General features: G+C 34.3%; 24 protein-coding genes. 9 read left to right on the plus strand and 15 right to left on the minus strand.

The window, feature by feature from the left end:
- Positions 1-6: 6 nt before the first annotated feature.
- The 3 genes from AB3G39_RS08105 to gcvT form a co-directional block, all read right to left on the minus strand.
- Positions 7-720 (minus strand): YebC/PmpR family DNA-binding transcriptional regulator, encoded by a 714-nt coding sequence (locus tag AB3G39_RS08105; RefSeq protein ID WP_367757957.1) that lies wholly within the window; start codon positions 718-720, stop codon positions 7-9.
- A gap of 99 nt (positions 721-819) precedes the next feature.
- Positions 820-2,859: a S41 family peptidase gene (locus AB3G39_RS08110; protein WP_369764779.1), complete on the minus strand. Its 2,040-nt coding sequence runs from the start codon at positions 2,857-2,859 to the stop codon at positions 820-822.
- A gap of 110 nt (positions 2,860-2,969) precedes the next feature.
- Positions 2,970-4,052: a glycine cleavage system aminomethyltransferase GcvT gene (gene gcvT, locus AB3G39_RS08115; RefSeq protein WP_369752150.1), complete on the minus strand. Its 1,083-nt coding sequence runs from the start codon at positions 4,050-4,052 to the stop codon at positions 2,970-2,972.
- A 218-nt stretch (positions 4,053-4,270) separates the two neighbouring features.
- On the opposite strand from gcvT, the gene AB3G39_RS08120 reads away from it, so the two are divergent.
- From AB3G39_RS08120 to AB3G39_RS08140, 5 genes are all read left to right on the plus strand, one after another.
- Positions 4,271-5,125: an NAD(P)H-hydrate dehydratase gene (locus AB3G39_RS08120; RefSeq protein ID WP_369764780.1), complete on the plus strand. Its 855-nt coding sequence runs from the start codon at positions 4,271-4,273 to the stop codon at positions 5,123-5,125.
- Between the two features lie 160 nt (positions 5,126-5,285).
- Positions 5,286-6,080, plus strand: coding sequence for a HipA family kinase (locus AB3G39_RS08125; protein WP_367770790.1), 795 nt, complete (start codon positions 5,286-5,288; stop codon positions 6,078-6,080).
- Positions 6,058-6,441, plus strand: coding sequence for a DUF3037 domain-containing protein (locus AB3G39_RS08130; protein ID WP_367753959.1), 384 nt, complete (start codon positions 6,058-6,060; stop codon positions 6,439-6,441). The genes AB3G39_RS08125 and AB3G39_RS08130 overlap by 23 nt, the downstream gene beginning before the upstream one ends.
- 113 nt (positions 6,442-6,554) lie before the next feature.
- Positions 6,555-7,085, plus strand: a complete 531-nt coding sequence (locus AB3G39_RS08135; RefSeq protein ID WP_367753957.1) for a carboxymuconolactone decarboxylase family protein — start codon at positions 6,555-6,557, stop codon at positions 7,083-7,085.
- Between the two features lie 120 nt (positions 7,086-7,205).
- A complete protein-coding gene (locus AB3G39_RS08140; protein WP_369764782.1) occupies positions 7,206-7,748 on the plus strand; it encodes an NADPH-dependent FMN reductase in 543 nt (180 codons plus the stop codon).
- 91 nt (positions 7,749-7,839) lie between these two features.
- On the opposite strand, the gene AB3G39_RS08145 is transcribed toward AB3G39_RS08140, so the two are convergent.
- The 3 genes from AB3G39_RS08145 to cdd form a co-directional block, all read right to left on the minus strand.
- Positions 7,840-8,343: an SRPBCC domain-containing protein gene (locus AB3G39_RS08145; RefSeq protein WP_369752147.1), complete on the minus strand. Its 504-nt coding sequence runs from the start codon at positions 8,341-8,343 to the stop codon at positions 7,840-7,842.
- Between the two features lie 55 nt (positions 8,344-8,398).
- Complete coding sequence (locus AB3G39_RS08150; protein WP_369764783.1) at positions 8,399-8,908, minus strand: GNAT family N-acetyltransferase; 510 nt, start codon at positions 8,906-8,908, stop codon at positions 8,399-8,401.
- Positions 8,909-9,207: 299 nt separating this feature from the next.
- Entirely contained in the window at positions 9,208-10,164 is a 957-nt protein-coding gene (cdd, locus tag AB3G39_RS08155) for a cytidine deaminase (protein ID WP_367753949.1), read from the minus strand.
- A gap of 413 nt (positions 10,165-10,577) precedes the next feature.
- Here cdd and AB3G39_RS08160 point away from each other — a divergent pair, with 413 nt between their 5' ends.
- Complete coding sequence (locus AB3G39_RS08160; RefSeq protein WP_367753947.1) at positions 10,578-11,117, plus strand: YSC84-related protein; 540 nt, start codon at positions 10,578-10,580, stop codon at positions 11,115-11,117.
- 164 nt (positions 11,118-11,281) lie between these two features.
- Here the strand turns inward: AB3G39_RS08160 and AB3G39_RS08165 are convergent, their stop codons facing one another.
- From AB3G39_RS08165 to AB3G39_RS08180, 4 genes are all read right to left on the minus strand, one after another.
- A complete protein-coding gene (locus tag AB3G39_RS08165; RefSeq protein ID WP_367770774.1) occupies positions 11,282-11,920 on the minus strand; it encodes a hypothetical protein in 639 nt (212 codons plus the stop codon).
- A gap of 256 nt (positions 11,921-12,176) precedes the next feature.
- Positions 12,177-13,337 (minus strand): FAD-dependent oxidoreductase, encoded by a 1,161-nt coding sequence (locus AB3G39_RS08170; protein WP_369764784.1) that lies wholly within the window; start codon positions 13,335-13,337, stop codon positions 12,177-12,179.
- A 30-nt stretch (positions 13,338-13,367) separates the two neighbouring features.
- Positions 13,368-14,126 (minus strand): helix-turn-helix domain-containing protein, encoded by a 759-nt coding sequence (locus AB3G39_RS08175; RefSeq protein WP_367770770.1) that lies wholly within the window; start codon positions 14,124-14,126, stop codon positions 13,368-13,370.
- A 241-nt stretch (positions 14,127-14,367) separates the two neighbouring features.
- Positions 14,368-15,261, minus strand: coding sequence for a sugar phosphate isomerase/epimerase family protein (locus AB3G39_RS08180; RefSeq protein WP_369764785.1), 894 nt, complete (start codon positions 15,259-15,261; stop codon positions 14,368-14,370).
- 529 nt (positions 15,262-15,790) lie between these two features.
- Between AB3G39_RS08180 and AB3G39_RS08185 the strand changes: the two genes are divergently transcribed.
- Genes AB3G39_RS08185 through AB3G39_RS08195 form a run of 3 tightly spaced genes read left to right on the plus strand, consistent with a single transcriptional unit; the run spans position 15,791 to position 17,748 of the window.
- Positions 15,791-16,204 carry a DUF1348 family protein gene (locus tag AB3G39_RS08185; protein WP_369764786.1) on the plus strand — a complete coding sequence of 138 codons (414 nt, stop codon included), beginning with the start codon at positions 15,791-15,793 and terminating at the stop codon, positions 16,202-16,204.
- Between the two features lie 5 nt (positions 16,205-16,209).
- Positions 16,210-16,836 carry a pyridoxamine 5'-phosphate oxidase family protein gene (locus AB3G39_RS08190; RefSeq protein WP_367770763.1) on the plus strand — a complete coding sequence of 209 codons (627 nt, stop codon included), beginning with the start codon at positions 16,210-16,212 and terminating at the stop codon, positions 16,834-16,836.
- A 24-nt stretch (positions 16,837-16,860) separates the two neighbouring features.
- Positions 16,861-17,748, plus strand: coding sequence for a helix-turn-helix domain-containing protein (locus tag AB3G39_RS08195; protein WP_369752139.1), 888 nt, complete (start codon positions 16,861-16,863; stop codon positions 17,746-17,748).
- Between the two features lie 3 nt (positions 17,749-17,751).
- On the opposite strand, the gene AB3G39_RS08200 is transcribed toward AB3G39_RS08195, so the two are convergent.
- The 5 genes from AB3G39_RS08200 to thrA form a co-directional block, all read right to left on the minus strand.
- A complete protein-coding gene (locus tag AB3G39_RS08200) occupies positions 17,752-17,892 on the minus strand; it encodes a hypothetical protein (protein ID WP_369769809.1) in 141 nt (46 codons plus the stop codon).
- A gap of 260 nt (positions 17,893-18,152) precedes the next feature.
- Positions 18,153-18,380 (minus strand): hypothetical protein, encoded by a 228-nt coding sequence (locus AB3G39_RS08205; RefSeq protein WP_367770754.1) that lies wholly within the window; start codon positions 18,378-18,380, stop codon positions 18,153-18,155.
- 273 nt (positions 18,381-18,653) lie between these two features.
- Positions 18,654-19,943, minus strand: coding sequence for a threonine synthase (gene thrC / locus AB3G39_RS08210; protein WP_369764788.1), 1,290 nt, complete (start codon positions 19,941-19,943; stop codon positions 18,654-18,656).
- Positions 19,944-20,060: 117 nt separating this feature from the next.
- The gene (locus tag AB3G39_RS08215; RefSeq protein ID WP_367753929.1) at positions 20,061-20,981 is read right to left on the minus strand and encodes a homoserine kinase; all 921 of its coding nucleotides are present in this window, start codon (positions 20,979-20,981) and stop codon (positions 20,061-20,063) included.
- Between the two features lie 95 nt (positions 20,982-21,076).
- A complete protein-coding gene (gene thrA, locus AB3G39_RS08220) occupies positions 21,077-23,524 on the minus strand; it encodes a bifunctional aspartate kinase/homoserine dehydrogenase I (RefSeq protein WP_369764790.1) in 2,448 nt (815 codons plus the stop codon).
- Positions 23,525-23,701: the final 177 nt, after the last annotated feature.

Raw genomic sequence — 23,701 nt, forward strand, 5'->3', positions numbered from 1 at the left:
GAAGTATTATGCTTCTTCCATTGTATGGTACACGTTCATTACATCATCATCTTCTTCCATTTTTTCAATCAATTTTTCTACATCAGCCATTTCAGCTTCTGTTAGTTTTTTAGTGATTTGCGGAATTCTTTCAAATCCAGAAGAAAGGATTTCAATATTACGATTTTCTAATTCTTTTTGAATAGTTCCAAAGCTTGTAAAAGGAGCGTAGATTAAAATTCCATCTTCATCTTCAAAAACTTCCTCAGCACCAAAATCAATTAATTCTAATTCTAATTCTTCAGCATCCAATCCCTCAGCAGGAATTCGGAAGTTACACGTATGGTCAAACATAAATTCTACTGAACCTTGTGTTCCCATTGTACCGTTGCATTTGTTAAAATAACTTCTAACATTGGCAACTGTTCTATTATTATTGTCAGTAGCAGTTTCTACTAAAATAGCAATTCCATGTGGTGCATAGCCTTCAAATAAAACTTCTTTATAGTTGGCAGTATCTTTATCGGTTGCTTTTTTGATAGCACGTTCTACATTTTCTTTAGGCATATTAGCTGCCTTTGAATTTTGAATAACGGCTCTTAATCTTGAGTTAGCTTCAGGATTTGGTCCACCTTCCTTAACGGCCATTACAATATCTTTTCCAATTCTGGTAAATGCTTTAGCCATTGCTGACCAACGTTTCATTTTTCTACCTTTTCTGAATTCAAACGCTCTTCCCATTTCTAATTTATTATTTTGAACTGCAAAAATACAGTTATTCCTTATTTTACCAAAATCATAGTATCTTCTTTTCAATAAATTAAGGTAATTAGTGCTTTTTTAATTTCTTTTCAAAGAATTTGCGTCATCAAGTATCGATATTGACTCATTTAAATAGTGATTTGTTTTCAAATTTTCCAATTGAAATTTGTTATTCTCGTTCTCGTTTGGATAAAGGGTTAATAGAAAATTATTTATATTGGAATTGTAAATGTTTAATCCGTTATTTCGGGTTTCAAAAGAGTCTATAAGTTCCCATAATTGACTTATAATAGTTTGTTCTTTGAATATGGCATCGATAGTTATTGGTACAGCCGATTTAGGTTTTTCAAGGAGTTCTTCAATTTTTTTATTGATTTGAATTACTTCATTCAAAGTCAGGTTTACTGCAATTCTATTTTTACTGTTTTCCACTATTTTTGACACCGCTTTAGTAGACATATAGGGTAAAAAATAAATAGTACTTGCAATACTGTCATTTTTTAAGGCAGTGGGGCTATTGCTCTCTTTTTGAGTAATAGTTTCATAAATTGCAGGTAGTTTTATGTTTGGAATTACACCAATTCCTTGATGGCTTTTCCCGTTTATTCGGTAAAACTTATTAATGGTTATTTTTACAAAGTTTTCATCATCATTATTTTCTAGAGGAAAAATAGATTGCATAGTTGCTTTTCCTACTGAAGTACTTCCCACTAATATTGCCCTATTGTAATCCTGAAGTATTGAAGAAAAAAATTCACTTGCTGAAGCTGAATTTCCGTTTATAAGCACCACGATCGGTTCTTTATAAATCATTCCTTTGTAGGGGTCGTTAATAACCGTTCGGTCTTGGTTATTGTTAACTACAATAGAAATCGGACCAGAATCAATGAACATTCCTGCCAATTTTATGGCTTCTTCCATCGAGCCACCACCATTATCGGTTAAATCGATAATTAACCCTTTGATATTGTCTTTTTGTAATTTAAGTACTTCCATGGCAGTGTCTTCGGCACAACCTTTTCCATTATTTCCTTCCAGATCACCATAAAAACTTGGAATCTTTACATAACCAAATTTCTTATTGTTGTTTTCTATGACAAAGCTGTAAACTGAATTCCCCTCATCTTTAATTAGTTGTTTCTCTACGACCACATCAAATGACTTGCCTGAATTCCGTCTTAAGGTTAACATGATTTGTTTATTAGAATCGGATAAAATCATATTGGATATAGACTCCAGTGTAGCGCAGGAAACCTGCAGGGTATCTTTAAGGTTTGAAATGGAAACAATTTGATCTCCTTTTTTTATTTTACCAGTTTTAAAGGCAGGACCATTGGCATCTAGATCTTGTACAATAATTTCATTTCGTTTATTTAAATTCACATTCATTCCCAGTGAAAGGTGTTCTTTTGATAAAGAAGCTACAAAACTAGATTTTGAATCATTACTGAAATAAGCAGTGTGTGGATCAAAATAGGAACAAAAAATGGTAAAAAGAGCTTCTTGATAATTAATTTCATTTTGAAGGATGGCATTTATTTTACAAAGTTCATTTTCTATGATTCTGTTTTTTGTTTCTTTTTCTAATGAAGTGAAATGTAAATTTAAGGAGTCTCTGTTTTCATTTGCAGCGGCGATATCTTCAAGAATTTCGTATCGCACTTTTTTCTTCAAAACTTTTTCTACATCTATTTGCTGCATGTAGATTGGAAATATTTTTTTGTAAAACCGAATAGTATCTTTCTGTTCATAATCAATATTTTCCAATTTCATTTTTTCTAAAATCGACTGATTTCGTAAGAGATCTCCTTTATAAACAGAAATAATGTCTGTCAAAAAGCTACAGTTTTTATTTTTTATAAAATCATCAATATTTAAACGGTACTTTTTAGCAAGTAAATCGTATTCGGATTTTAAGAAAACATTTCTGGAATTGTCGAGATTGTCAATGAAAGTATCAAAAACAAAAACCGATAGACTGTCGTCTACCGGTTTAGGCTGAATATGTTTGTTTTGTATAAGTGTGTTTATTTTAGAAAGTATCTCACATGTTTTAACCTCATTTTGAGCAAGTGCTAAAAACGGAAACAGGAAAAATACGATTAAAATTTTATTCATAAAAAAAGAAAGCGTTTTGGTTATTATAAAATTACATAAAGCAACTTTAAATTCGCTGTTTTTTATGATTTATAACCGCCAATTTTAAAATTAGCGGTTAAATAGCTATTTTATTTCTTGTAGAATGGCAATTTTACCACTTTCGCAGGAACATCATTTTTTCTGATGCGAATATAGATGTCGTTATCCAATGCGCTGTTAGCTACAGTTACATAACCTAGACCAATTCCTTTGTTCATTGATGGAGACATTGTTCCTGAAGTTACAATCCCAATTACAGCTCCAGTTCCGTCTACGATTTCGTAGTCATGTCTTGGTACTGCACGTTCTTGCATTTCAAAAGCAACTAATTTTCTAGTAACACCTTCTTCTTTTTGTTTTTTCAAGTTTTCAGAATTCGTAAACTCTTTTGTGAATTTAGTAATCCATCCTAATCCAGCTTCAAGTGGAGAAGTGGTGTCGCTAATGTCATTCCCGTACAAACAGAAACCCATTTCAAGACGCAACGTATCTCTTGCCGCTAAACCAATTGGTTTGATTCCAAAAGCCGCTCCAGCTTCAAAAACTTTATTCCATATTTGTTCCACTTCAGTATTTTTGCAGTAAATCTCAAAACCTCCTGAACCAGTGTAACCCGTTGCAGAGATAATCACATTGTCAATTCCAGCAAAATCAGCCACTTCAAAATGGTAATATTTTATGGCAGCCAAATCTATTGAAGACAAAGATTGCATTGCTTCAACTGCTTTTGGTCCTTGAATCGCTAATAAGGAATAGTCTTCAGAAATGTTTTTCATGTCCACTCCCAAATCATTATGAGATGAAATCCAGTTCCAGTCTTTTTCAATATTCGAAGCATTTACAACCAATAGATACTGTTCTTCTTTCATTTTATAGATAATCAAATCATCTACAACACCACCTTTATCGTTTGGTAAACAAGAATATTGTGCTCTTCCTATTGTCAATACAGAAGCATCATTTGAAGTCACTTTTTGGATCAAAGCCAAAGCATTTGGACCCGAAAGCAAGAATTCCCCCATGTGCGAAACATCAAAAACACCCACAGCATTTCTAACTGTTTCATGTTCAGCATTCACCCCTTCATATAAAATAGGCATATTGTATCCAGCAAACGGAAGCATTTTTGCTCCCAAACTTTCGTGTATGTGCGTAAGCGCAGTATTTTTCATTGTGTGTGTATATAAAATTTGAAGTCGCTAAATTATTGAAAAATTATCATATTAAAGGCATTAAATATGTAAATTCAATACTATTTAGGAGCTATATCCAGCTTTGCACTGCAATCTTTTTATTTTTAAAGAAAAAATAAAAAGGATTTCCATTTCAATCTGGGCTAGGGGATTTCGTTTCCCTATTAATTTTGTATTTTTAAACAAATAATTCAAAAATGAAACAGCCCATTTCTATCCATAAAGCCGAAATCATACAACGTTACAAACCCATTGATTCTCAAACTCACAAGGGGATTCAGGGGCACGCATTAATTATTGCAGGAAGTTATGGAAAGATAGGAGCAGCCGTACTGGCTTCTAGAGCTTGTCTTAAATCGGGTTGCGGACTCGTAACGTCTTATGTTCCTGAATGTGGTTATGAAATTCTGCAAATTTCAAATCCCGAAGTCATGACGCTTACCGATGAAAGCGAGAAATATATTTCCAACATTACATTCAACATAAAACCACAAGCGATTGCTATAGGTCCAGGTTTAGGACAAGAAACAGAAACTCAAAAAGCAGTTCATGATTTCCTAAAAACCAACAAAATTCCGCTAGTAATCGATGCCGATGCCTTAAATATTTTGTCAAAAAATAAAGATTTGCTGAAATTATTACAACCAAAAACTATCCTAACGCCGCATCCCAAAGAATTAGAACGCTTAATAGGAAAATGGACTTCAGACGAAGATAAATTCGATAAAACGATTACTTTTTCTAAACAATACAATGTCGTTATTGTAATGAAAGGCGCGCCAACGCAAATTATTGATGGGGATACGGTTTACGAAAACACAACTGGAAATGCCGCTTTGGCAACAGCGGGAAGTGGTGATGCACTCACTGGAATAATTACTAGTTTACTGGCTCAATCGTATGAACCTATTGACGCTGCAATTCTCGGCGTTTACCTTCACGGTTTGACCGCAGATATTGCTTTGCCTGAAACGGGCTATCAATCCTTTATCGCTTCGGATATAATTAAATATTTAGGGAAAGCATTTTTGAGTTTAGAGAATCAGGATTAATGCCTCTTGTAATTTTACACTACTTAGTTTCTCGTATTTTTGTCATTCCGACGAAGGAGGAATCTCATTAAATAAATAGTGAGTGGTTTTTCTTTAATAGAAAACAATCTTGAAACTCAGTCTAGTTATTTGTAAGTTTGTACTTCAGTAAAACCCGAATATGAAAACCAACTTCAATCTTCGAACCGTAAATGTTACGCGGTACATCACTCCTTTGCGGGAAGGCGGTTCCTTGCCTGCTTTGGCGGAAGCCGATGATGATTTCAAATACGTACTTAAATTTAAAGGTGCTGGTCATGGTGTAAAAGCCTTAATCGCCGAATTGATTGGTGGTGAAATCGCACGTGCATTGGGTATTAAAATGCCAGAACTTGTCTTTGCTAATCTCGATGAAGCCTTTGGACGAACAGAGGCCGATGAGGAAATTCAGGATTTATTACAAGGAAGTCAGGGGATGAATCTAGCACTGCATTTTTTATCGGGAGCGATTAATTTCGATCCTGTTGTAACCGTTGTTGATCCCGTTTTGGCTTCGCAAATTGTATGGCTGGATGCTTACATTACTAATGTGGACCGAACGTTTAGAAACACCAATATGTTGATTTGGCATAAAGAATTATGGCTTATTGATCATGGCGCAAGTTTGTATTTTCATCATTCTTGGACAAATTGGGAGAATCATGCTCAAAGTCCGTTTGCCTTGATCAAAGACCACGTATTATTGCCTCAAGCATCCGCATTAACTGAAACGGATACCGCTTTCAAAAAACTATTAACTCCAGAAATTCTTCAGGAGATTGTTAGCCTAATCCCAGAGGATTGGTTGCAATGGGAAGACGTAGAAGCCACACCTGCCGAATTGAGAAATGTATATTTACAGTTCCTATTGACCCGCTTAAATCATTCAGAAATTTTTATAAAGGAAGCACAAAATGCAAGAGAAAAACTTATATGAGTATGCTGTAATTCGGGTTGTACCTAGGGTAGAGCGCGAAGAATTCCTGAATGTAGGGGTTATTCTATTTTGCAAAAAAGCCAAATTTATAAAAGTAATTCATGCTTTAAACGTTGAAAGAGTTCTTTCTTTTTCGACAGAAGCTGATGTAGAACAAATCCAAATGAACTTATCTGCTTTCGAAAAAGTAGCACACGGTACAAAAGATGGTGGGTCAATAGCAGTAATGGATATTCCGTCTCGTTTTCGTTGGTTAACGGCCTTGCGCAGTTCCGTAATTCAAACTTCAAGACCCCATCCAGGATTGTGTGACGATTTAGAAAAAACCATTCAACGCTTGTTTGAAGAGTTAGTGCTGTAAATTTCAAAGAAATAAATCGTCCATCAACTGGCGTTTATTATCCATTTTATACTGTTTATTGCTGTCGCATCTTTGCTAAGTCAATATTGACAACCAATTTAAACAAAAATAAAATGACAACATTTACAGTTCCAACTAGAGAACAAGTAGCCCCAGCAAACCAAGACATTTTTGACAATCTACAAAAAGCATTGGGTTTTGTACCAAATTTATACGCTACTATCGCGCATTCTACTAACGGATTATCTCGTTTTTTGGCTTATCAAAATGCAAAAACTTCTTTGAATAATAAAGAAAAAGAAGCAGTGAATTTAATTGTAAGCCAAGTTAATGGATGTGTTTACTGCCAAAGTGCCCATCTGGTTTTAGGTAAAATGAATGGCTTCTCGGATGACCAATTGTTAGACATTCGTAAAGGTAAAAGTACGGATACCAAATTAAATGCTTTAGTACAACTTTCAGCAGAGATAGCTGCAAACAAAGGAAATGCAAGCACAGAAGCAGTAGATGGATTTTTTGCACAGGGCTATACTAATGAAAATTTAGTAGATTTGATTTTGCTAGTAAGCGATAAAACGGCGATGAATTTTTTGCATAATTTAACTCAAGTTCCTGTAGATTTTCCTCTGGCTCCTGCGTTATAAAAATAGTATCTTCTGTAAGATGCTACAGAAGGAATATGGTTATAAAATTGAATTTAAAAAAGTAAAAACTAATTAACGAGGTTAGTTTTTACTTTTCTATTTTTGAAATAAATAAGAAAAATGAAACAGGGTACGACTATTATTGCCATTTCGGGAAGTTTGAAATCAACTTCAGCAAATACTAATATTTTAAGGGAAGTAGCTAAGATTGCTCCAGAAAATGTTATTCTAAATATAGTTGATGGATTGGATCAATTGCCTCATTTTAACCCTGAAATAACCGAAGGAATACCCACAGTTACCTATTTTAGAAACCAAATTAAAGCGGCTGATGGCATTATATTCTCTACTCCCGAATATGCTTTTGGTATTCCCGGTGTATTAAAAAACGCATTAGATTGGCTCGTTTCTTCAGGAGAATTGAATGATAAACCAGTTGCTGCAATCAGTGTATCTCCCATGCAAATGGGTGGCGACAAGGCATTAGCATCGTTGTTATTAACGCTTTCGGCCTTGGGGACTAATACACCCCAAAAAGCGACTTTGACTATTGGAACCATCAAAAGTAAAATGAATGAAATAGGGGTAGTTACAAATCCTAGTACGCTTCAAGAATTAAATGGAGTTCTTGTCTCTTTGTTAGAGAGCATACATCCTAAATAAACCAAGTTTTTCATTATGTTCTGAGCTTAAATTAATGCTGATAATCTCAGCTATGATTCACTAATTTGTTGTTTTTGGATTGGGTTTTTAGTTATATTTTATTTTCTTGAAATAGCCTTTCTAATTGTTCAAGACAAGTTGTAATGCCTTGCTCAAAACCCATTTCAATCATAGTTTCCACTTCTTTTTCAGTGTTATAGAACATTTTGAATTCTACCAAAGTACCTGAATCACTTGGATTAAAAATAATAGATCCAGTTGAAACGGGTAGGGAAGTGTTTAAATTCCCCTCTTCATCACAAAAACCATCTTTAATTTCCAAACTTTCGTATGGTTTTATTGCAGTATAATCCATTCGACTCCAGTGCTTTTCGTTTTTGGGGCCTACCATCGCATACAACCAATAGCCACCAACGGTAAAGCTTATGGATTTGGTCTCGGCTTTCCATGGTTGTGGTCCCCACCATTTTTCCAAGTATTCACTTTCGGTATAAGCACGCCAAACTTTATCACGAGGAGCTTTAAAGACTCTGGATACCAAGATAGATTTCTCTTTTAAATCTTTTATAACGAGTGTTTTGCTATTGTTTGCCATTTGATTTTAATAGTATTAAATGAATAGTTTATAATCTTGAAAATGAAGTGTTAATTTAGCTTAATTTTTTCTCTAAAACCATAAACTCCAAAGGTTTTTCAGAGATTGAAATATGAACATCACTGCTAGGGAAAGGATCTCTTTCTCCAGTATCTACATAGCCATGACGCTGGTACCATGCTATTAATTCAGTTCTAACAGATATGACAGTCATTACAATTTTTGGTAATCCCAAGGCCAAAGCTTGCTTTTCAGCTTCTTTCAAAAGTTGTTTTCCAATACCACTATTTTGCAGGTTAGGCGAAACCGTTAACATTCCTAAATATAGTTTTTGCGCTTTTTCAATCAGTAATACAGAACCTATTATTTGGTCGTTCTCCGTAAATTTTAGAATCGTGTTTTTAGCATCGGCCATGATTTCCGTAAGTTCCGCTTCGGTAGTTCTGAGTCCTTCTAGAATGTTGGCTTCGGTGGTCCATCCTTTTTTAGAAGAAGCACCACGGTAAGCTGAATTGATTAATGTATTTAAGTGAGAAACATCTTTTAAGCTTGCTTTTGTAATCATGATATTCAAGATATTCTAAAATGGGATTGATCATACAAATTTAGATAAAAAGTACAATAAAAAAGAGTTTCAAGGAATTTCTTATTGAAGATCAAAACTTATTTGGGCGTCACCCCAAATCGGACAGATTGTATGTAGTGAGAATGCGTCTTCAGCTTTGGGGTCGGGCTTTTGGCTTTATCTTTATTTTTTTGAAAGAAGAAAATAAAGGATATCGCCGCAATCCCTTACGCACAAGTTTTCTGTAGTGCAAGAAATGGAATATTAGATAAAATTCAAGTAAAAAAAAAGGAATAGAATTACACCATTTCTTTAATGTTTAGTGTTGAACCATTTTTTTGACTATTAACAGAGTAGTATTCCAGAGTAATATTTTTGGCTACTACTGCTAAGACATCTTTAGTAGCCGAAAGTTGACTGCATTTATTGTTTTTAGCTTCAACTAAAATAGCACGGTAAATATTGTTGTATGAATCTCCGTTCATTATTAACAGAACGATTGCTGCTTCTAAAGGAGACATACTTGGATTGTAAGCGGCATTTTCTGCATAGGAACCTACATAAGCACCATAATTTGTAGCTATACAAACACCAGAATAATCACATGTATATGGAGAGTAGGATGTATTGGCAGCATTAAAGGCTGCAATTACAAATGGATCTGCATGAACGGGAATCATTTGTAAATTATTATTTTGTGCCAACATTAATCGGGTAGTAACCCCTAGGTCCTGTGGACCAAATGCTTGTGGAAGTAAATTAGACAAGGAATTACTCTCATTATTAATTAAAATGGTAATATCTTTTGTTGAAGGACAATTTGTAATTTCATACAAAAACTGGCGACAATACCCACATGGAGCAGCAGAAATAGCAAGATAGTCGATACCTGTTTCCCCATAACTTATAGCGTGCGCTATAGATGCTTGTTCAGCATGAACGGTAAAAGACAATGCCTGATCTTGAAATTCAATATTAGCACCAAAATAAATAGCTCCAGAAATTCCATGTGCAACAGCACCCACTTTAAAACCTGATATAGGGGACATGGCGAACTTAGTGGCATAGGGTACTAAATAATTCATTAATTCCTGCAAATTTAGGTGCAAACTTTGCATCAGGGACTGTACTTGCTGTGGAGATAAATACCCTCCATCTGTAGAATTGTTCATGTAACTTAAAACCTTGTGTTGCTTTTCATCAGTTTTTGATAAATGAATATCTGACAAATCGATTTTTTTACCCTGTACTTTCATAACATTTGCTTTAGTTTCTACTCCTTTGGCTTTTCTAATGGAACCTTTTTTTGAGAATGTACTAGACTCGTCTTTATTTTAGAATTGAGATGTAATTTCTGAGTTCTAATAAAAGGACCATTTATTGTTCTTGCTTTTTAATCTAGCTGAATAGGAATAGATTAGAATGTTTTATTTATCAAATTTCTATAAAAAATAATATTTTTTATAACGTATAAATACCTGTTTTTTATAAGCCTATTTTTTTTAAATAAAATAAATACAATTGATAAAAACACTTAAAGGAAACTATTGGTAAATATAGTTAGGGTATTAATAATTAAAACACTGATAATCAGTAGTTTTTAAATATTTAAATGATTTTTTCGTTATCTTTAATATAGAAAAATAGCAACAATTAAATTATTTAAGACATGAAAAATTTAAATATTATTTGGGTAATAGTATTGGCATGTGCAATCAATGCTACGCCTGCAATAGGGCAATCAAAAGCCAAAAAGAATAGAATTATTGCCGACAGTAATGCAGCAAAAGTAGAGTTCATTAAAAGTGATCCGCTAATGAAAGGGCTTTTTGACAAAGCAACTGGTTATGTCATTTTCCCTAATGTGGGTAAAGGAGGGTTTGGTATTGGTGGTGCTGCTGGTAATGGAACGGTATATGAACACAATAAGATTGTTGGTCTGGCCAAATTATCACAACTAAGCATCGGTTTTCAAGCAGGGGGACAAGCGTACCGAGAGGTTATATTTTTTGAATCCAAAAATGAACTGGAAAGATTCAAAGACAGCCGATTTGAGTTTGCAGCCCAAGCCTCAGCTGTAGCGGTAACTGCAGGCGCATCAGCAAACGTAAAATATACTGATGGCGTCATGGTATTCACCATGCAAAAAGGGGGACTCATGTATGAAGCTTCTATTGGTGGTCAAAAGTTTAATTTTAATAAACTCTAATGATTTTTAGAAGTAGTTGATTAGGCTTCTACTCACTTTTGAACATAAATAAATCAAGTCATAAATAAGCGACTAACTCATTGTAAGTTAATCGCTTTTTTATGTTGTATTCGTTTAAATATAGAGTAATTCAATACTTGTTCTGAATGTTGAACTCCTATTATCTAGTTTTTATTCAATAAAACATCAGCATGCACTGCCACTTCGCTCCATGTTTTACTTATCCCGTCTTTACCTGTATGCAAGGCTTCACATGCTTTGTTGATAGATGCAACTGCTGCAAGTCCATCCCAGTTTTCTAAATTCATCACTCCATCAAAAGCCAAGCTTGTATCGCTATTTTCAGTGAATTTTAAAGGGATGTTGGCTGTCTTTCCATTCAATGTCACATCGATAGAACAATTGTTTTCACCAGTAACTTTAAACTCACCTGAAATAAGTTCCGTGTTTTTCATTACTCCAAAAAAGAATTTTAAAATCTTAGGATCTCTTGTTCCTGTAGCATCATTGGTAAATAAACTGCTTACTGGAATACTAAATTTAGTCCCGTTTAAAGCTTCAAATGCTGTTTTTCCTTGACCAGAATTGGTTAATGTTATTTCTTTAAATTTCCCTCCCACAGCTACTTTATCGGTTGTTTTGTAAGCGGTAAAACTCACTTTTGTAGAATCATTAATTAGACTGTAGTTAGCTTCAGTGGTCTGAGCTTCTGGAGTTGATTCTTCATTACTTTTTTTAGTATCCTTACAGCTAATAGTTGTAATCAGAATCATTCCTAGAGCAATCAGTTTTAAGTTTTTCATTTTGATTTACTTTTTTAATGTTTACTGTAAAATTAAACATTATAAAATGGAGCAGTGGTGTTATTATAAAATGATAGTGTTAAATCTTACAAAAGAGAATGTTAATATCTGTTAATTGAAAATATCTTCTGGGATACGAACTCTTTAAAAGGAGCGATTTTTATCAGTGAGAAGTGGTGAAAGTTTATTTTTTCTATTTTACTCATTGTTAAAAGCTTCAAATCCTACTTTTGAAAACCGCTATTCCATTTTCTTTTTAGTGTCCGCCAAAGAATCCCAACATGCTATCCAATGCATTTTCTGAATGCATTAGTTCGCCATTTTCAAGTGATTCTTTTGCAATAATTACTGCTCTTTTTTGCATCGCATTTTCATAGAAAGCTAGCGCTTCTTGGATGCTATTGTATTTATTAGTAGTTAAAAATTCACTCAATTCCAATGCATCGAGCATCGCCATATTCACTCCCTCGCCTGCAAAAGGAGGCATCACATGCGCAGCATCACCAATTAGTGTTACATTTGGAAGTGTATTCCAATTTTGGTCAAATGGGATACAAAATATTGGTCGCGGGATTAATGGTGTTGCACTTTTTTCAATTAACTCATACCAAATACTACCCCAGTCACCATATTCTCTTTTAAACCAGTCTAACAATTGTGCTTTATTTGTAAAGTCCAAGCCACTTGTAGCTCCCCAATTTTCATTGGTCTTAAAACTGATGTAAAAACCAATTTCACCATTTTCTTTTTGGCCTAATAAAATGTCTTTTTTGTTGCCAAAAGCCATTACTTTTCCGCCACGAAGTAAGTTTGATATTTGTGGAGCAATTTTTTTGGCATTATAAATTGTTCCTTCAAGCATGGTTATTCCTGAATAAAATGGAACAACCTCAGTTAGATACGGACGTATTTTGGAATTGGCTCCATCAGCAGCAATGACCAAATCAGCATATGCTGAGGTTCCATTTTTAAAATGCATCAACCAACCTTCGTTTTGTTGTTCCATTGAAACAAAATGGCAGTTCCAAATCACGGTTTCCGATTCTAAGGAATCCAATAGTATCTTTCTTAATGCACCACGACCTATTTCTGGACGAAAATTTATGTTGTCAAAATTTTCATCTGGTTTTGTCTCATGGTTGCTGTAAAATACTTGGGCTTGTTCATTTACAATCAGCATTTTATCGGCGCCAGCAAGAAAATTTTCTTTAAACTCGGTGAGTAAATTAGCAGAACGTAGCGCTGCCAAACCTGATTCATCATGCAAATCTAGTGGTGATCCTTGCACACGAGCAGCTGTATTTAAATCTCTTTCATACACTTTTACATTGGCGCCTTTCAACTGTAAAAGTCTTGCCAGTGTAAGACCACCTGGCCCACCGCCAACTATGGCAATTTTTTTATTTTGTATTAACATGTTTTTGTCTCTAAAAATTATTTTACAAAATTATTTTGAAGAGAGTGTTGATAATAGTATAAATCGGTCGTTTTTATTTTTAAATAATTCTTTGGGTACCACACCCGCAAATTTTTTGATTTCTTTTATAAAATGAGTTTGGTCTGCAAAGTTCATTTCGGGGAATAGTTTCCCTTTAGCAATATGGTCTAGTGATGCTCTGAATCGTAATATTTTACAAAAGGCATTTAATGAAAGCCCAAATTGATGATTGAAATACCGATTAATTTGACGGCTACTCCAACCAATTTTTTCGCTAAATTCTTTTACAGTAATAGCTCCATTTGTGAGATAAATTAGTTCGAATAATTTTTGTTTGCGTGCATCAATTGTTTCAGGTAAAAGAGAATAAATTTTTTTTGATGCTTTTTTGCAAAAACGATCAAAGTCTTTCAAATCATCTGAATCGAAATCCCAATAATCGTTTGGTAAGTGTTTCCCACTATTAAGAATGTCAGCAACTGGTTCATGAAATAAGTACTCTACAGCAAGTAATTTAAAGCTAACGGCAAATAGCAATCCATGAGCAGGAATTGTGGCATGATCGTGTCGCTGAGTACCTACGCCAAGAAGTGAGATGCGAAAAGAAGTTGTAGCCGATTCGAAAAGCGATAAATCAATGCGTCCATCGGGTAATCCAATAGTTTCTTTATTGCTGTCTGTTCGATTGTGAAGGCACCAAAAACTTTCTACATAATCCGATAGTGCTTTGTCTGGTTGGATTTGTATGTATTCAAAGTCATTGTTCATTTTATCTTTCTATTAGAGTGATGTGACGATTTAAAATGAAATCTAATGTTTTCTTGCTAAAAGTGGTTTGCAAGTTATGAAAACATAGCATCACAAAGTCTCCTGAATCCTATAATTATTTAGTTTGTAATAATACATCAAAACTGTGCAAAGTCAGAGTCATTTGCGCAGTGATAACACTTTGTGGAGATGTGTATTCAATTATTTAGCTTGTTTGCAGCTAACTTTTATAAATGTATAATCAAAAATATTTCTGAAGCTCTTTTTTAAAATAAATAGCACTATCAGAAGCACTTTTTATAGAATTGTCCAAGAAATTGCCACCTTGTTCTAAATAATAATATTCTAGACCTGATTTTTTGGCATCGGGTAATATTTCTTCATAGTTTATAGAACCGTTACCTAGCTCAGTATAATCTTTAGTAACTTTATCCATGTCCTTTATATGCCACATGGTATATCTACCTGGTTGATTTTGTACCAATTCTTTGGGAGTGTATTTGGAGGAATGCATTACCCAATACATATCCATCTGTAGTTTAACTAGAGATGAGTCTGTCTCATTAATAATAATATTAAATCCATTTTCGCCGCCTTGGTCTATAAATTCATAACCATGGTTGTGGTAAGCAAATCCGAGTCCCGCATCAGTTACTTGCTCGCCTATAACATTAAGTTTTTCAGACATCAACTTGAAGTTATCAATGGTCCGTTGTTGTGGAGCTATCCATGGCCAAGTGATATATTTACTGTTTAAAGTTTGCGCTCCAATGATACACTGATCAACAAAACGTTTTAGCTCGTCTTCAGATTTTTCTAAATAGGGAGAAAAACCATAATGACCACTACTAACAGATAAGTTCAAATCATCTAATATTTGCTTAAATTCCAAAGATTTATATCCATAATACATATCTTTCTCATTATCAAAACCATAGACTTCAAAATCTTGATAACCTATTTTTTTTAAATACTTTAAGGTGTTCAACGGATCTCTAGCCATTTCATCTCGTATAGAATAGAGTTGATAACCCATTTTGTATTTTGGATTGTTAATTGCAGATAAATAGGATCCAGGTAAAATTACAGCAAACCCTATTATTCCTGATTTCTCAATAAATTTCCTTCTATTCATTTTCTTCGTTTTAATTTGGATTCAAACAAGAGTTTATTTGCTAGTTGATACTAGCTATAAAATGGCTCAATACATCAAAGATGGGTTGACCTTATGCTATAAATAAAAATTTTTTTTTTAGATTCAAAATTAAGTTTTTTTCTTATTAAAAACTAATATTGTACTTAAATAGAGGTCGTTATGGTCTTGATAAAAAAAACGAATGAGAATCACTTCGCAGTCGCTTGTATAGAATAGCTGTTTCAAGTGTTTTCCTAAAAATGCTTTAAATTGCTCGTACGACTTAATCTTTGTACTTACTTAATCTTTTCCTAACACACTTTCAATATGTGCAGCAATTGGAAGTTTTACGTTTAAAGTGGGTTCTGCCGTATCCAAAAAATTGATAGGATGGGCAGCTTCCAATAAAATCCCTAAATGAGAAAATTGTCCATGGATATGCGTACATTATCTAAGTTTTGGATTGCCAATATCTGATAACTTTGATATTCTAAAATTTGAACAATAATAATCGTAAAAATAATAACCCATGGAACAGAAATTACCACTTCCGCCTTTTAATATGGAAACTGCCTTACAAAAAGTACAATTGGCCGAAGATGCTTGGAATAGCCAAGACCCAGAACGTATTGCCTTAGCATATACCATTGATACTGAATGGCGCAACCGTACTGAGTTCATTAATGGCAGGGAAGCTGTAAAGGAATTCTTGAAGCAAAAATGGGAGAAAGAGCTAAATTATACTCTTAAAAAAGAATTGTGGGGTTTTCGTGAAAACCGTATGGCAGTTCGTTTTGAGTACGAATACCATAACATTGAAGGGCAATGGTTTCGAGCTTATGGTAACGAAAATTGGGAATTTGACGAAAATGGTTTAATGCGCAAACGTTTTGCGAGCATCAACGATTTACCTATCGAAGAAAAAGACCGAAAGTTTAGATAATCGATATGGCACTGCATTTCCATAAAATTGCTTTTACTGATGCAGTGAAAGCATTACAAGAGGCTCATGGTAGCCGCAATAGCTATGAACGAATGGAAAAATTAAACGAGGTCGATGGATTGACACATAACGAAATGGCATTTATTGCCAATCGGGATAGTTTTTATATGGCTTCGATAGGCACTAATAATTATCCGTACATTCAACACCGTGGTGGTCCAAAAGGGTTTTTAAAAGTGCTGGATAAAGATCGTATTGCATGTATTGATTTCTCAGGTAATAAACAGTATATAACGGTGGGAAATCTGGTAGACAATGCTAATGTATCATTGATCTTGATGGATTATCCAGCAAAAGCACGGCTGAAAATCTATGCTAAAACTGAAATTGTAGCACTCAAAGACAATCCTGAGTTTTACACTACACTCGATTTAGGCGATTATAAATTTCGTGGAGAGCGGATAATGGTCTTTCATATTGAAGCTTATGATTGGAATTGCCCGCAACATATTACAGCTCGCTTTACGGCAGACGAAATTCAAATTGCCTTACAACCACAGCAAGCGTATATAAATAAACTGGAAGAAGAAAATAAATTGCTTGCCGCCAAATTGAAAGAAGCAGGGTTTTAATTAAATTTACAAAAAAAGAATACGATGCTAGACGACGCTACTTTTACATTAATCAATCCTCAAAATGGGAATTTGGCTTTCAAAATTTTCACTTTTGAAGACAACAGCTCTTTTGATCACTTGCAACGACTTAATTATTATTCATTGATTTGGATTAAAAAGGGGAGTGGCAGAGTAAAAGTAGACTTCTCTGAATATGATTTTTCAGCAAATTCATTATTAGCTTTTGCACCCTATCAACCTTTTATGTTGTCTACCCATGAAAAAATGGAAGGTGTAGTGTTGCATTTTCATCCAGACTTTTTTTGCATTCATAAACATCAGGCCGAAGTAGCTTGTAACGGTATTTTGTTCAATAACATATACGAACCACCGTTTGTATTGATTGATGAATCTGCTTCAAATACGCTGAATATGGTAATAGAGCAGATAAAAATAGAAATGCAAAATCCAGCTTTGGCACAGTACGAACTGTTGATTTCGTACCTAAAAATTTTGCTCATCACGGCCTCCCGATTAAAAGACCAGCAGGGAATTCAAGAGCCAAAGGAAGCGCCAGATACTAAAGAACCGTTTATCCTTCAAAATTTAAAAAATTATATCGAATTGCATTTCAGAACTAAACATTCTGCAAGTGATTACGCCGATTTGTTGCACATCACACCAAAAGCATTAGCCAAAATCACCAAGAACCATTTCAATAAAACCCTAACTGTTCTAATATCGGAACGAATTATTATCGAAGCCAAAAGAGAATTGTATTTATCTAATAAAGCAGTAAAAGAAATCGCATATGAGTTAGGCTATGACGACGAACATTATTTTAGTCGTTTCTTTAAAAACAATGCAGCTGTCTCTCCTCAAATGTATCGCGATACTGTTGGTTTCGCTCGTGCAATGAGTACTTCTTGATTATTAAGGGGTAAGTTTTAGGGAGTTTGCGGCCCAAGCCTCGGCCGTTGCGGTAACGGCAGGCACTTCCGCAAATGTAAAATATACAAATGGCGTGATGGTATTCACCATGCAAAAAGGCGGACTCATGTACAAATACTCCATTGGCGGCCAAAAGTTTGATTTTAACAAATTGTAACACTTTTTTCCAAGTACATTTTGGGCGTAACCCCAAAGCAGAAAGTTAATTTTAAAAAGAATGAAACTGCTACTTTGGGGTCGGGCTTTTGGCTTTATCTTTATTTTTTTAAAGAAAAAAAATAAAGGATACCGCCGCAATCCCTTACGCAGTTGCGTTGTTATTTAATTATCATTCTATTTTTGTGCTCACGAGTGGGGTACACTTCAAAGAGCATTATAATTTCTTATATAAATTGTTTTATTCTTCTAATTTCCTCGTTTTTCAAAGGTATTATAATAATTGTAAGATCCGTTGATGATGGGAGTGTAGTATCTTTTAATCTCCAATTGTTAAAATTTTCGTTATAATAAATTTGTAAATTATCTGTAATAAAAGCATCTTTTGTTTCAATCCAATTATATGCAATTTTTGATCTAATTTGGAATCTACCTAATTCTTTAATATTTGTCATATTTTTTTTAATAAATATAATTCTTTAAAAGCAAAGCACAAAGTTAATACCACCAGCTCCAGTAAATAAGTCTTTTGACCTTTATTGTTCTTTTTTTACAATTCGAAAATAAAATAATTCAAAATAATCAAATTATTAGAAATTATTTTGGATTAAAAAAAGAATTTTATCTAAACTAATCCAATTTTAAAATAATAATCAGTCAGGTTAGTCCATAAAAAAACGACTGAGAATCACTTCGCAGTCGTTTGTATATAATAGCTGTTTTAAGTGTTATCCTAAAAATGCTTTGAATTGCTCGTAGGTTTTTATTTTAGTACTTACTTTCTCTTTTCCTAACACACTTTCAATTTGTGCAGGAATAGGTAATTTTACATTTAATGTTGGTTCCACCGTATCTAAAAACTTGATTGGGTGGGCCGTTTCTAAGAAAATCCCAAGTGCATTACTATGGTTTTGTAATTCTTTTTTCAATCCTAAATAACCTACAGCTCCGTGCGGCTCCGCAATGTACCCATCGGTATTGTAAATGGTTTTCATGGCTTCTATAGTATCTTCATCTGAGAACGTAAACGAAGAGAAATCTTTTTTGAACTGCTCCAAATCGTTTTGATACATTTCCTGAATTCGAACAAAATTACTTGGATTACCAACATCCATCGCATTCGAAATCGTTGCTTTAGAAGGTTTAGGATCGTAGATTCCGTTTTCTAAGAAACGAGGTACCGTATCATTCACATTAGTTGAGGCAACAAAATGCGCCACAGGTAATCCCATTTTTTTGGCGATAATTCCAGCGCATATATTCCCAAAGTTTCCGCTAGGACAAGAAAAAACCAACGGTTTGTTTTGGCTTTTTAAGGCTTTATAAGCAAAGAAGAAATAAAACATTTGTGGCAACCAACGCGCGATATTAATCGAATTCGCTGAGGTCAAGTTGTGGTGTTTTAAGCTCTCATCTAAGAACGCTTTTTTTACCATATCCTGACAATCATCAAAAACACCATCTACTTCTAGCGCTCTAATGTTTTGTCCCAAAGTGGTCAATTGACGCTCTTGAATGTCGCTCACTTTCCCTGATGGATACAAGATAATCACTTCAACGCCATTTACACCTAGGAAACCGCTAGCTACAGCACCACCTGTATCTCCTGAGGTCGCTACTAGAACCGTATTTTTACTGTCTTTTTTATCTTTGTTAAAATACCCCAAACAACGGGACATAAATCGCGCACCAACATCCTTGAAAGCCATTGTAGGTCCATGAAACAATTCTAAGGAATAGATTCCTGTTTCGACTGCTACTACTGGGAAATCAAAGCAAAGGGTTTCGGCAATAATTTCTTTTAGTTTGGTTTCTGGAATTTCATCCCCTACAAATTGACGAATCGCTAGAAAGGCTATTTCTTCATTGCTAAGATTTTCGATAGTATCAAAAAAATCTTGAGGTAAAGGCGTTATCGTTTCTGGAAAATACAATCCTTTGTCGCTTGCTAATCCTTGTATTACGGCTTCTTGAAAAGAAACTTTTGGGGCGTTATGGTTTAAACTGTAGTATTTCATTGGTAAAAATGATTTTTGATTGGAGATTAACGATTTTAGATTTATGATTTTCTCGCAACAGTAGTTACTTCTAAAATCAAAAATAGTTAATCAAAAACCTTAAATTTTTATTTAATATTATATTATTCTCACACCATCAGGATTCACTTTTGAAACATGAATCTCGTACGGTAATTTCATTTCGTCATAAACAGCACTCATGGCTTTTGCAATTTTATTTGCGGTAGCTTCTCCTTTGCTTAAAGCAAAAATAGAAGGACCAGAACCTGATATCCCAGAACCCAAAGCACCATTTTCTAAGGCAGTTTGTTTGATTAAATCAAATCCCGGAATCAATACAGAGCGCAACGGTTCCACAATTTCGTCATGTAATGAGCGACCTATTAAATCGTAATCTTTGGTATACAAACCAGCGATTAATCCACCTACATTTCCCCATTGCATAATGGCGCTTTTTAGGGAAACAGTTTGTTTCAATACCGAGCGTGCATCTGATGTTTTTAACTCAATTTGCGGATGAACCACGGTAGCGTATAACTCTGACGGACTTTCGATTTTGATTATATCCAGCGGCGCGTAACTGCGCACTAATGTAAAACCACCCAATAGAGCAGGAGCCACATTATCAGCATGAGCGTTTCCGCAAGCTAGTTTTTCGCCTTGCATGGCAAATGGAACCAAATCTTTGATTTCAAAAGGTCTTCCTAATAATTCATTGATTCCAAAAACCGCTCCCGCCGAACTGGCAGCGCTACTTCCAATTCCGCTTCCGGCTTTAATGTTTTTGTAAATTTCGATTTCAAATCCTGCATCCGAATCTAAGGCTTCTAGCATCGCCAAAGCGGCAACTCCAGCAACGTTCTTTTCGGTTTCAAGAGGCAAGTCGGCACCTACTAATTTAGTGATGCGTATTCCTTTTTGATCTGATTTTCGAATAACCATTTCGTCACCCACATTGTCTAAACACAATCCTAGGACATCAAATCCACAAGATAGATTGGCAATTGTAGCGGGGCAAAATATTTTTATTTCATTCATGATTTTTTGTTTCAGGTTTAAAGTTTAAAGTTTCAGGTTAAAAAAGTGCTTTGAAACAAAGATTTAACTTGAAACTTTAAACTTGAAACTAATTTTTAAACATTCCCTATCCTAATTACATCGGCAAAAATTCCCGAAGCAGTAACCGCTGCACCAGCACCAGCACCTTTTATCAATAAAGGTTGGTCTACATAACGGTCTGTGTAAAACAATACGATATTATCTTTTCCTTCTAAGTTGTAAAATGGATGGTCTTTTGGGATGAATTGCAAACCTACGCTTGCTTTTCCATCTTCAAACTGAGCAACAAATTTTAAGCGGCTTTCTTTGGCATTGGCTTCCGCCAAAATTCCTTCAAAATGGCTGGCATATTGTGTAAGGGATTTAAAGAATTCTTCATTATTTGCTGTTTCCATGCATTCGATTGGAAGGAAAGATTTGTTTTCAATTTCTTCAATTTCCATTTTATAACCGCTTTCGCGAATTAAAATCAAGATCTTTCTAGCAACATCAATTCCGCTCAAATCAATCTTTGGGTCTGGCTCCGTAAATCCTTGCACGCCTGCTTCTTTCACTACATCATGAAAAGAATTATTGGCATCAAAATTATTAAAGATAAAATTCAAACTTCCAGATAAAACCGCTTGAATTTTATTCACTTTATCACCCGATGCGACTAAGTTTTTAACCGTGTCAATGATCGGTAATCCTGCACCAACATTCGTTTCAAACAAGAAAGGAGCATTGTATCTACGAGATAAACTTTTTAGACTTTTATAATTGTCAAACGCTGATGAACATGCTATTTTATTACAAGTTACTACGGCAACACTCTCTCTTAAATAGTGTGCATAAGTTTCAGAAACGCTTGCATTTGCTGTAATATCTACAAAAATACTGTTGCGTAAATTGAGGTTTTTTACTTGCTCAATGAACAATTGTTGGTCTGCTTTTTCTCCATTGTCCAAAAGTGCTTGCCATGATTTTAGATCAATTCCATCTTCATCAAAAAGCATTTTTCTAGAATTGGCTAAGGCAATAACTCTTAGGTTTATTTTTAAGTTATCTTTTAGGAACTTCTTTTGTTGGCTGATTTGATCGATGAATTTTTCGCCTACATTTCCAACACCCATAACAAAAAGGTTTAGTTGTTTAGTGTTGTCTTCAAAAAAGCGTTCGTGAAGCGTATTCAAGGCTTTTTTAACATCTCTTTCATTAATTACTGCCGATATGTTTCTTTCTGAAGCACCTTGAGCAATTGCACGAATATTCACGTTGTTTTTTCCTAAAGTACTAAACATTTTACCGCTTAATCCTTGGTGGTTTTTCATATTTTCACCCACTAAAGCAATAATGCATAGGTTTTTTTCTACAATACAAGGTTCGATTTTGTTTTGTAAAATCTCTATTTCAAAAGCCTTATTGATGGCTTCTTCAGCGACTACAGCATCTGAATTTAGAATTCCAATACAAATAGAATGCTCGGATGAGGCTTGAGTTATAAAAATAACATTCACATTGGCCTGTGATAAAACTTCAAACAATCTTTTTGAAGATCCTAAAACACCAATCATTCCTGGTCCTTCCAGTGTGATTAAAGTGATGTTATCAATGTGGCTGATTCCTTTTACTGGATTTCCATTTGCAGTAGCATTATTCGATATATATGTTCCTTCCGCATCTGGCTCAAAAGTATTCTTGATATGAATAGGAATATTTTTTCTTAAAACAGGTTGAATTGTTGGGGGATATAATACTTTGGCACCAAAATGTGACAATTCCATTGCTTCTTGGTACGAAATTGTTGCGATAGGTTGCGCTTGCTTTACAATTTTAGGGTTGGCAGTAAACATTCCGTTTACATCTGTCCAAATTTCTAAATCAGTTACGTCTAATGCTCCAGCTAAAATTGCTGCAGTATAATCGGATCCACCACGACCTAAAGTAGTAATGATTCCATCGACAGACGAAGCAATAAATCCAGGCATAACCACTACTTGACTTTCATTAGAAGCAAAATAATCAACGATTAATTGATTTGTTATTTCAAAATTTACTGCTGCTTTTCCAAAATTAGTATTGGTTTTAATCAACTCGCGACTGTCTTTGTAACTGCTGTTTTTTAGATTTTGTTTTAAAGCTTCTGCAATAATATAAGATGACAATAATTCACCAAAACTTAAAATAGTATCAGCTGTTCTAGCAGAAAGTTCTCCTAAAAGGTAACAGCCATCCAATAATGTTTCAAGATGGTTGATGATTCTTTTAATATGGCTCAACAAACTACTTTGCTCGCTTACTGGAATAAATTCTTTTAATGTATCTAAGTGTTTTTTCTCAATTTCAGCAACTATTTCTTTGTATCCTTCATCATTTGCAGCTGCTTTTTGGGAAGCCAACTGAAGTAAATCAGTTACTTTACTTAGTGCAGATACGACTACGATTAATTGATCTTGTTTTGCTTGTTTTTGGACTATGTCTAGGACTAGTTTTATATTTTGTGCATTGGCAACCGAAGTTCCGCCAAATTTTAATACTTTCATTTTATTTGTTTTAATTTAAAAAAATGCAATGTCTTTTATACATCCAATACCTTTCTTTCTTAAAAAAGAAAAATATAAAATTGGATTATATGTAAAATGTATACCCCTAAGGGGTAGTAGTTGTTGTAGTAAAAGTAGAAGTAACAGAAATGGCAACTCTGTTTTGAGTTGTTATCG

It is taken from the genome of Flavobacterium sp. WC2416 (assembly GCF_041200095.1).
Classification (GTDB): domain Bacteria; phylum Bacteroidota; class Bacteroidia; order Flavobacteriales; family Flavobacteriaceae; genus Flavobacterium.

Excerpts from the sequence above, each read along its gene's own strand:
- thrC (WP_369764788.1), bottom strand. The coding sequence starts at position 19,943 with ATGAAATACTACAGTTTAAACCATAACGCCCCAAAAGTTTCTTTTCAA.
- AB3G39_RS08205 (WP_367770754.1), bottom strand. The coding sequence starts at position 18,380 with ATGACAAATATTAAAGAATTAGGTAGATTCCAAATTAGATCAAAAATT.
- gcvT (WP_369752150.1), bottom strand. The coding sequence starts at position 4,052 with ATGAAAAATACTGCGCTTACGCACATACACGAAAGTTTGGGAGCAAAA.
- AB3G39_RS08165 (WP_367770774.1), bottom strand. The coding sequence starts at position 11,920 with ATGAAAAACTTAAAACTGATTGCTCTAGGAATGATTCTGATTACAACT.
- AB3G39_RS08145 (WP_369752147.1), bottom strand. The coding sequence starts at position 8,343 with ATGGCAAACAATAGCAAAACACTCGTTATAAAAGATTTAAAAGAGAAA.
- AB3G39_RS08160 (WP_367753947.1), top strand. The coding sequence starts at position 10,578 with ATGAAAAATTTAAATATTATTTGGGTAATAGTATTGGCATGTGCAATC.
- AB3G39_RS08125 (WP_367770790.1), top strand. The coding sequence starts at position 5,286 with ATGAAAACCAACTTCAATCTTCGAACCGTAAATGTTACGCGGTACATC.
- AB3G39_RS08190 (WP_367770763.1), top strand. The coding sequence starts at position 16,210 with ATGGCACTGCATTTCCATAAAATTGCTTTTACTGATGCAGTGAAAGCA.
- AB3G39_RS08110 (WP_369764779.1), bottom strand. The coding sequence starts at position 2,859 with ATGAATAAAATTTTAATCGTATTTTTCCTGTTTCCGTTTTTAGCACTT.
- AB3G39_RS08185 (WP_369764786.1), top strand. The coding sequence starts at position 15,791 with ATGGAACAGAAATTACCACTTCCGCCTTTTAATATGGAAACTGCCTTA.
- AB3G39_RS08130 (WP_367753959.1), top strand. The coding sequence starts at position 6,058 with ATGCAAGAGAAAAACTTATATGAGTATGCTGTAATTCGGGTTGTACCT.
- AB3G39_RS08200 (WP_369769809.1), bottom strand. The coding sequence starts at position 17,892 with ATGGAGTATTTGTACATGAGTCCGCCTTTTTGCATGGTGAATACCATC.
- thrA (WP_369764790.1), bottom strand. The coding sequence starts at position 23,524 with ATGAAAGTATTAAAATTTGGCGGAACTTCGGTTGCCAATGCACAAAAT.
- AB3G39_RS08195 (WP_369752139.1), top strand. The coding sequence starts at position 16,861 with ATGCTAGACGACGCTACTTTTACATTAATCAATCCTCAAAATGGGAAT.
- AB3G39_RS08180 (WP_369764785.1), bottom strand. The coding sequence starts at position 15,261 with ATGAATAGAAGGAAATTTATTGAGAAATCAGGAATAATAGGGTTTGCT.
- AB3G39_RS08215 (WP_367753929.1), bottom strand. The coding sequence starts at position 20,981 with ATGAATGAAATAAAAATATTTTGCCCCGCTACAATTGCCAATCTATCT.
- cdd (WP_367753949.1), bottom strand. The coding sequence starts at position 10,164 with ATGAAAGTACAGGGTAAAAAAATCGATTTGTCAGATATTCATTTATCA.
- AB3G39_RS08170 (WP_369764784.1), bottom strand. The coding sequence starts at position 13,337 with ATGTTAATACAAAATAAAAAAATTGCCATAGTTGGCGGTGGGCCAGGT.
- AB3G39_RS08140 (WP_369764782.1), top strand. The coding sequence starts at position 7,206 with ATGAAACAGGGTACGACTATTATTGCCATTTCGGGAAGTTTGAAATCA.
- AB3G39_RS08120 (WP_369764780.1), top strand. The coding sequence starts at position 4,271 with ATGAAACAGCCCATTTCTATCCATAAAGCCGAAATCATACAACGTTAC.
- AB3G39_RS08135 (WP_367753957.1), top strand. The coding sequence starts at position 6,555 with ATGACAACATTTACAGTTCCAACTAGAGAACAAGTAGCCCCAGCAAAC.
- AB3G39_RS08105 (WP_367757957.1), bottom strand. The coding sequence starts at position 720 with ATGGGAAGAGCGTTTGAATTCAGAAAAGGTAGAAAAATGAAACGTTGG.
- AB3G39_RS08150 (WP_369764783.1), bottom strand. The coding sequence starts at position 8,908 with ATGATTACAAAAGCAAGCTTAAAAGATGTTTCTCACTTAAATACATTA.
- AB3G39_RS08175 (WP_367770770.1), bottom strand. The coding sequence starts at position 14,126 with ATGAACAATGACTTTGAATACATACAAATCCAACCAGACAAAGCACTA.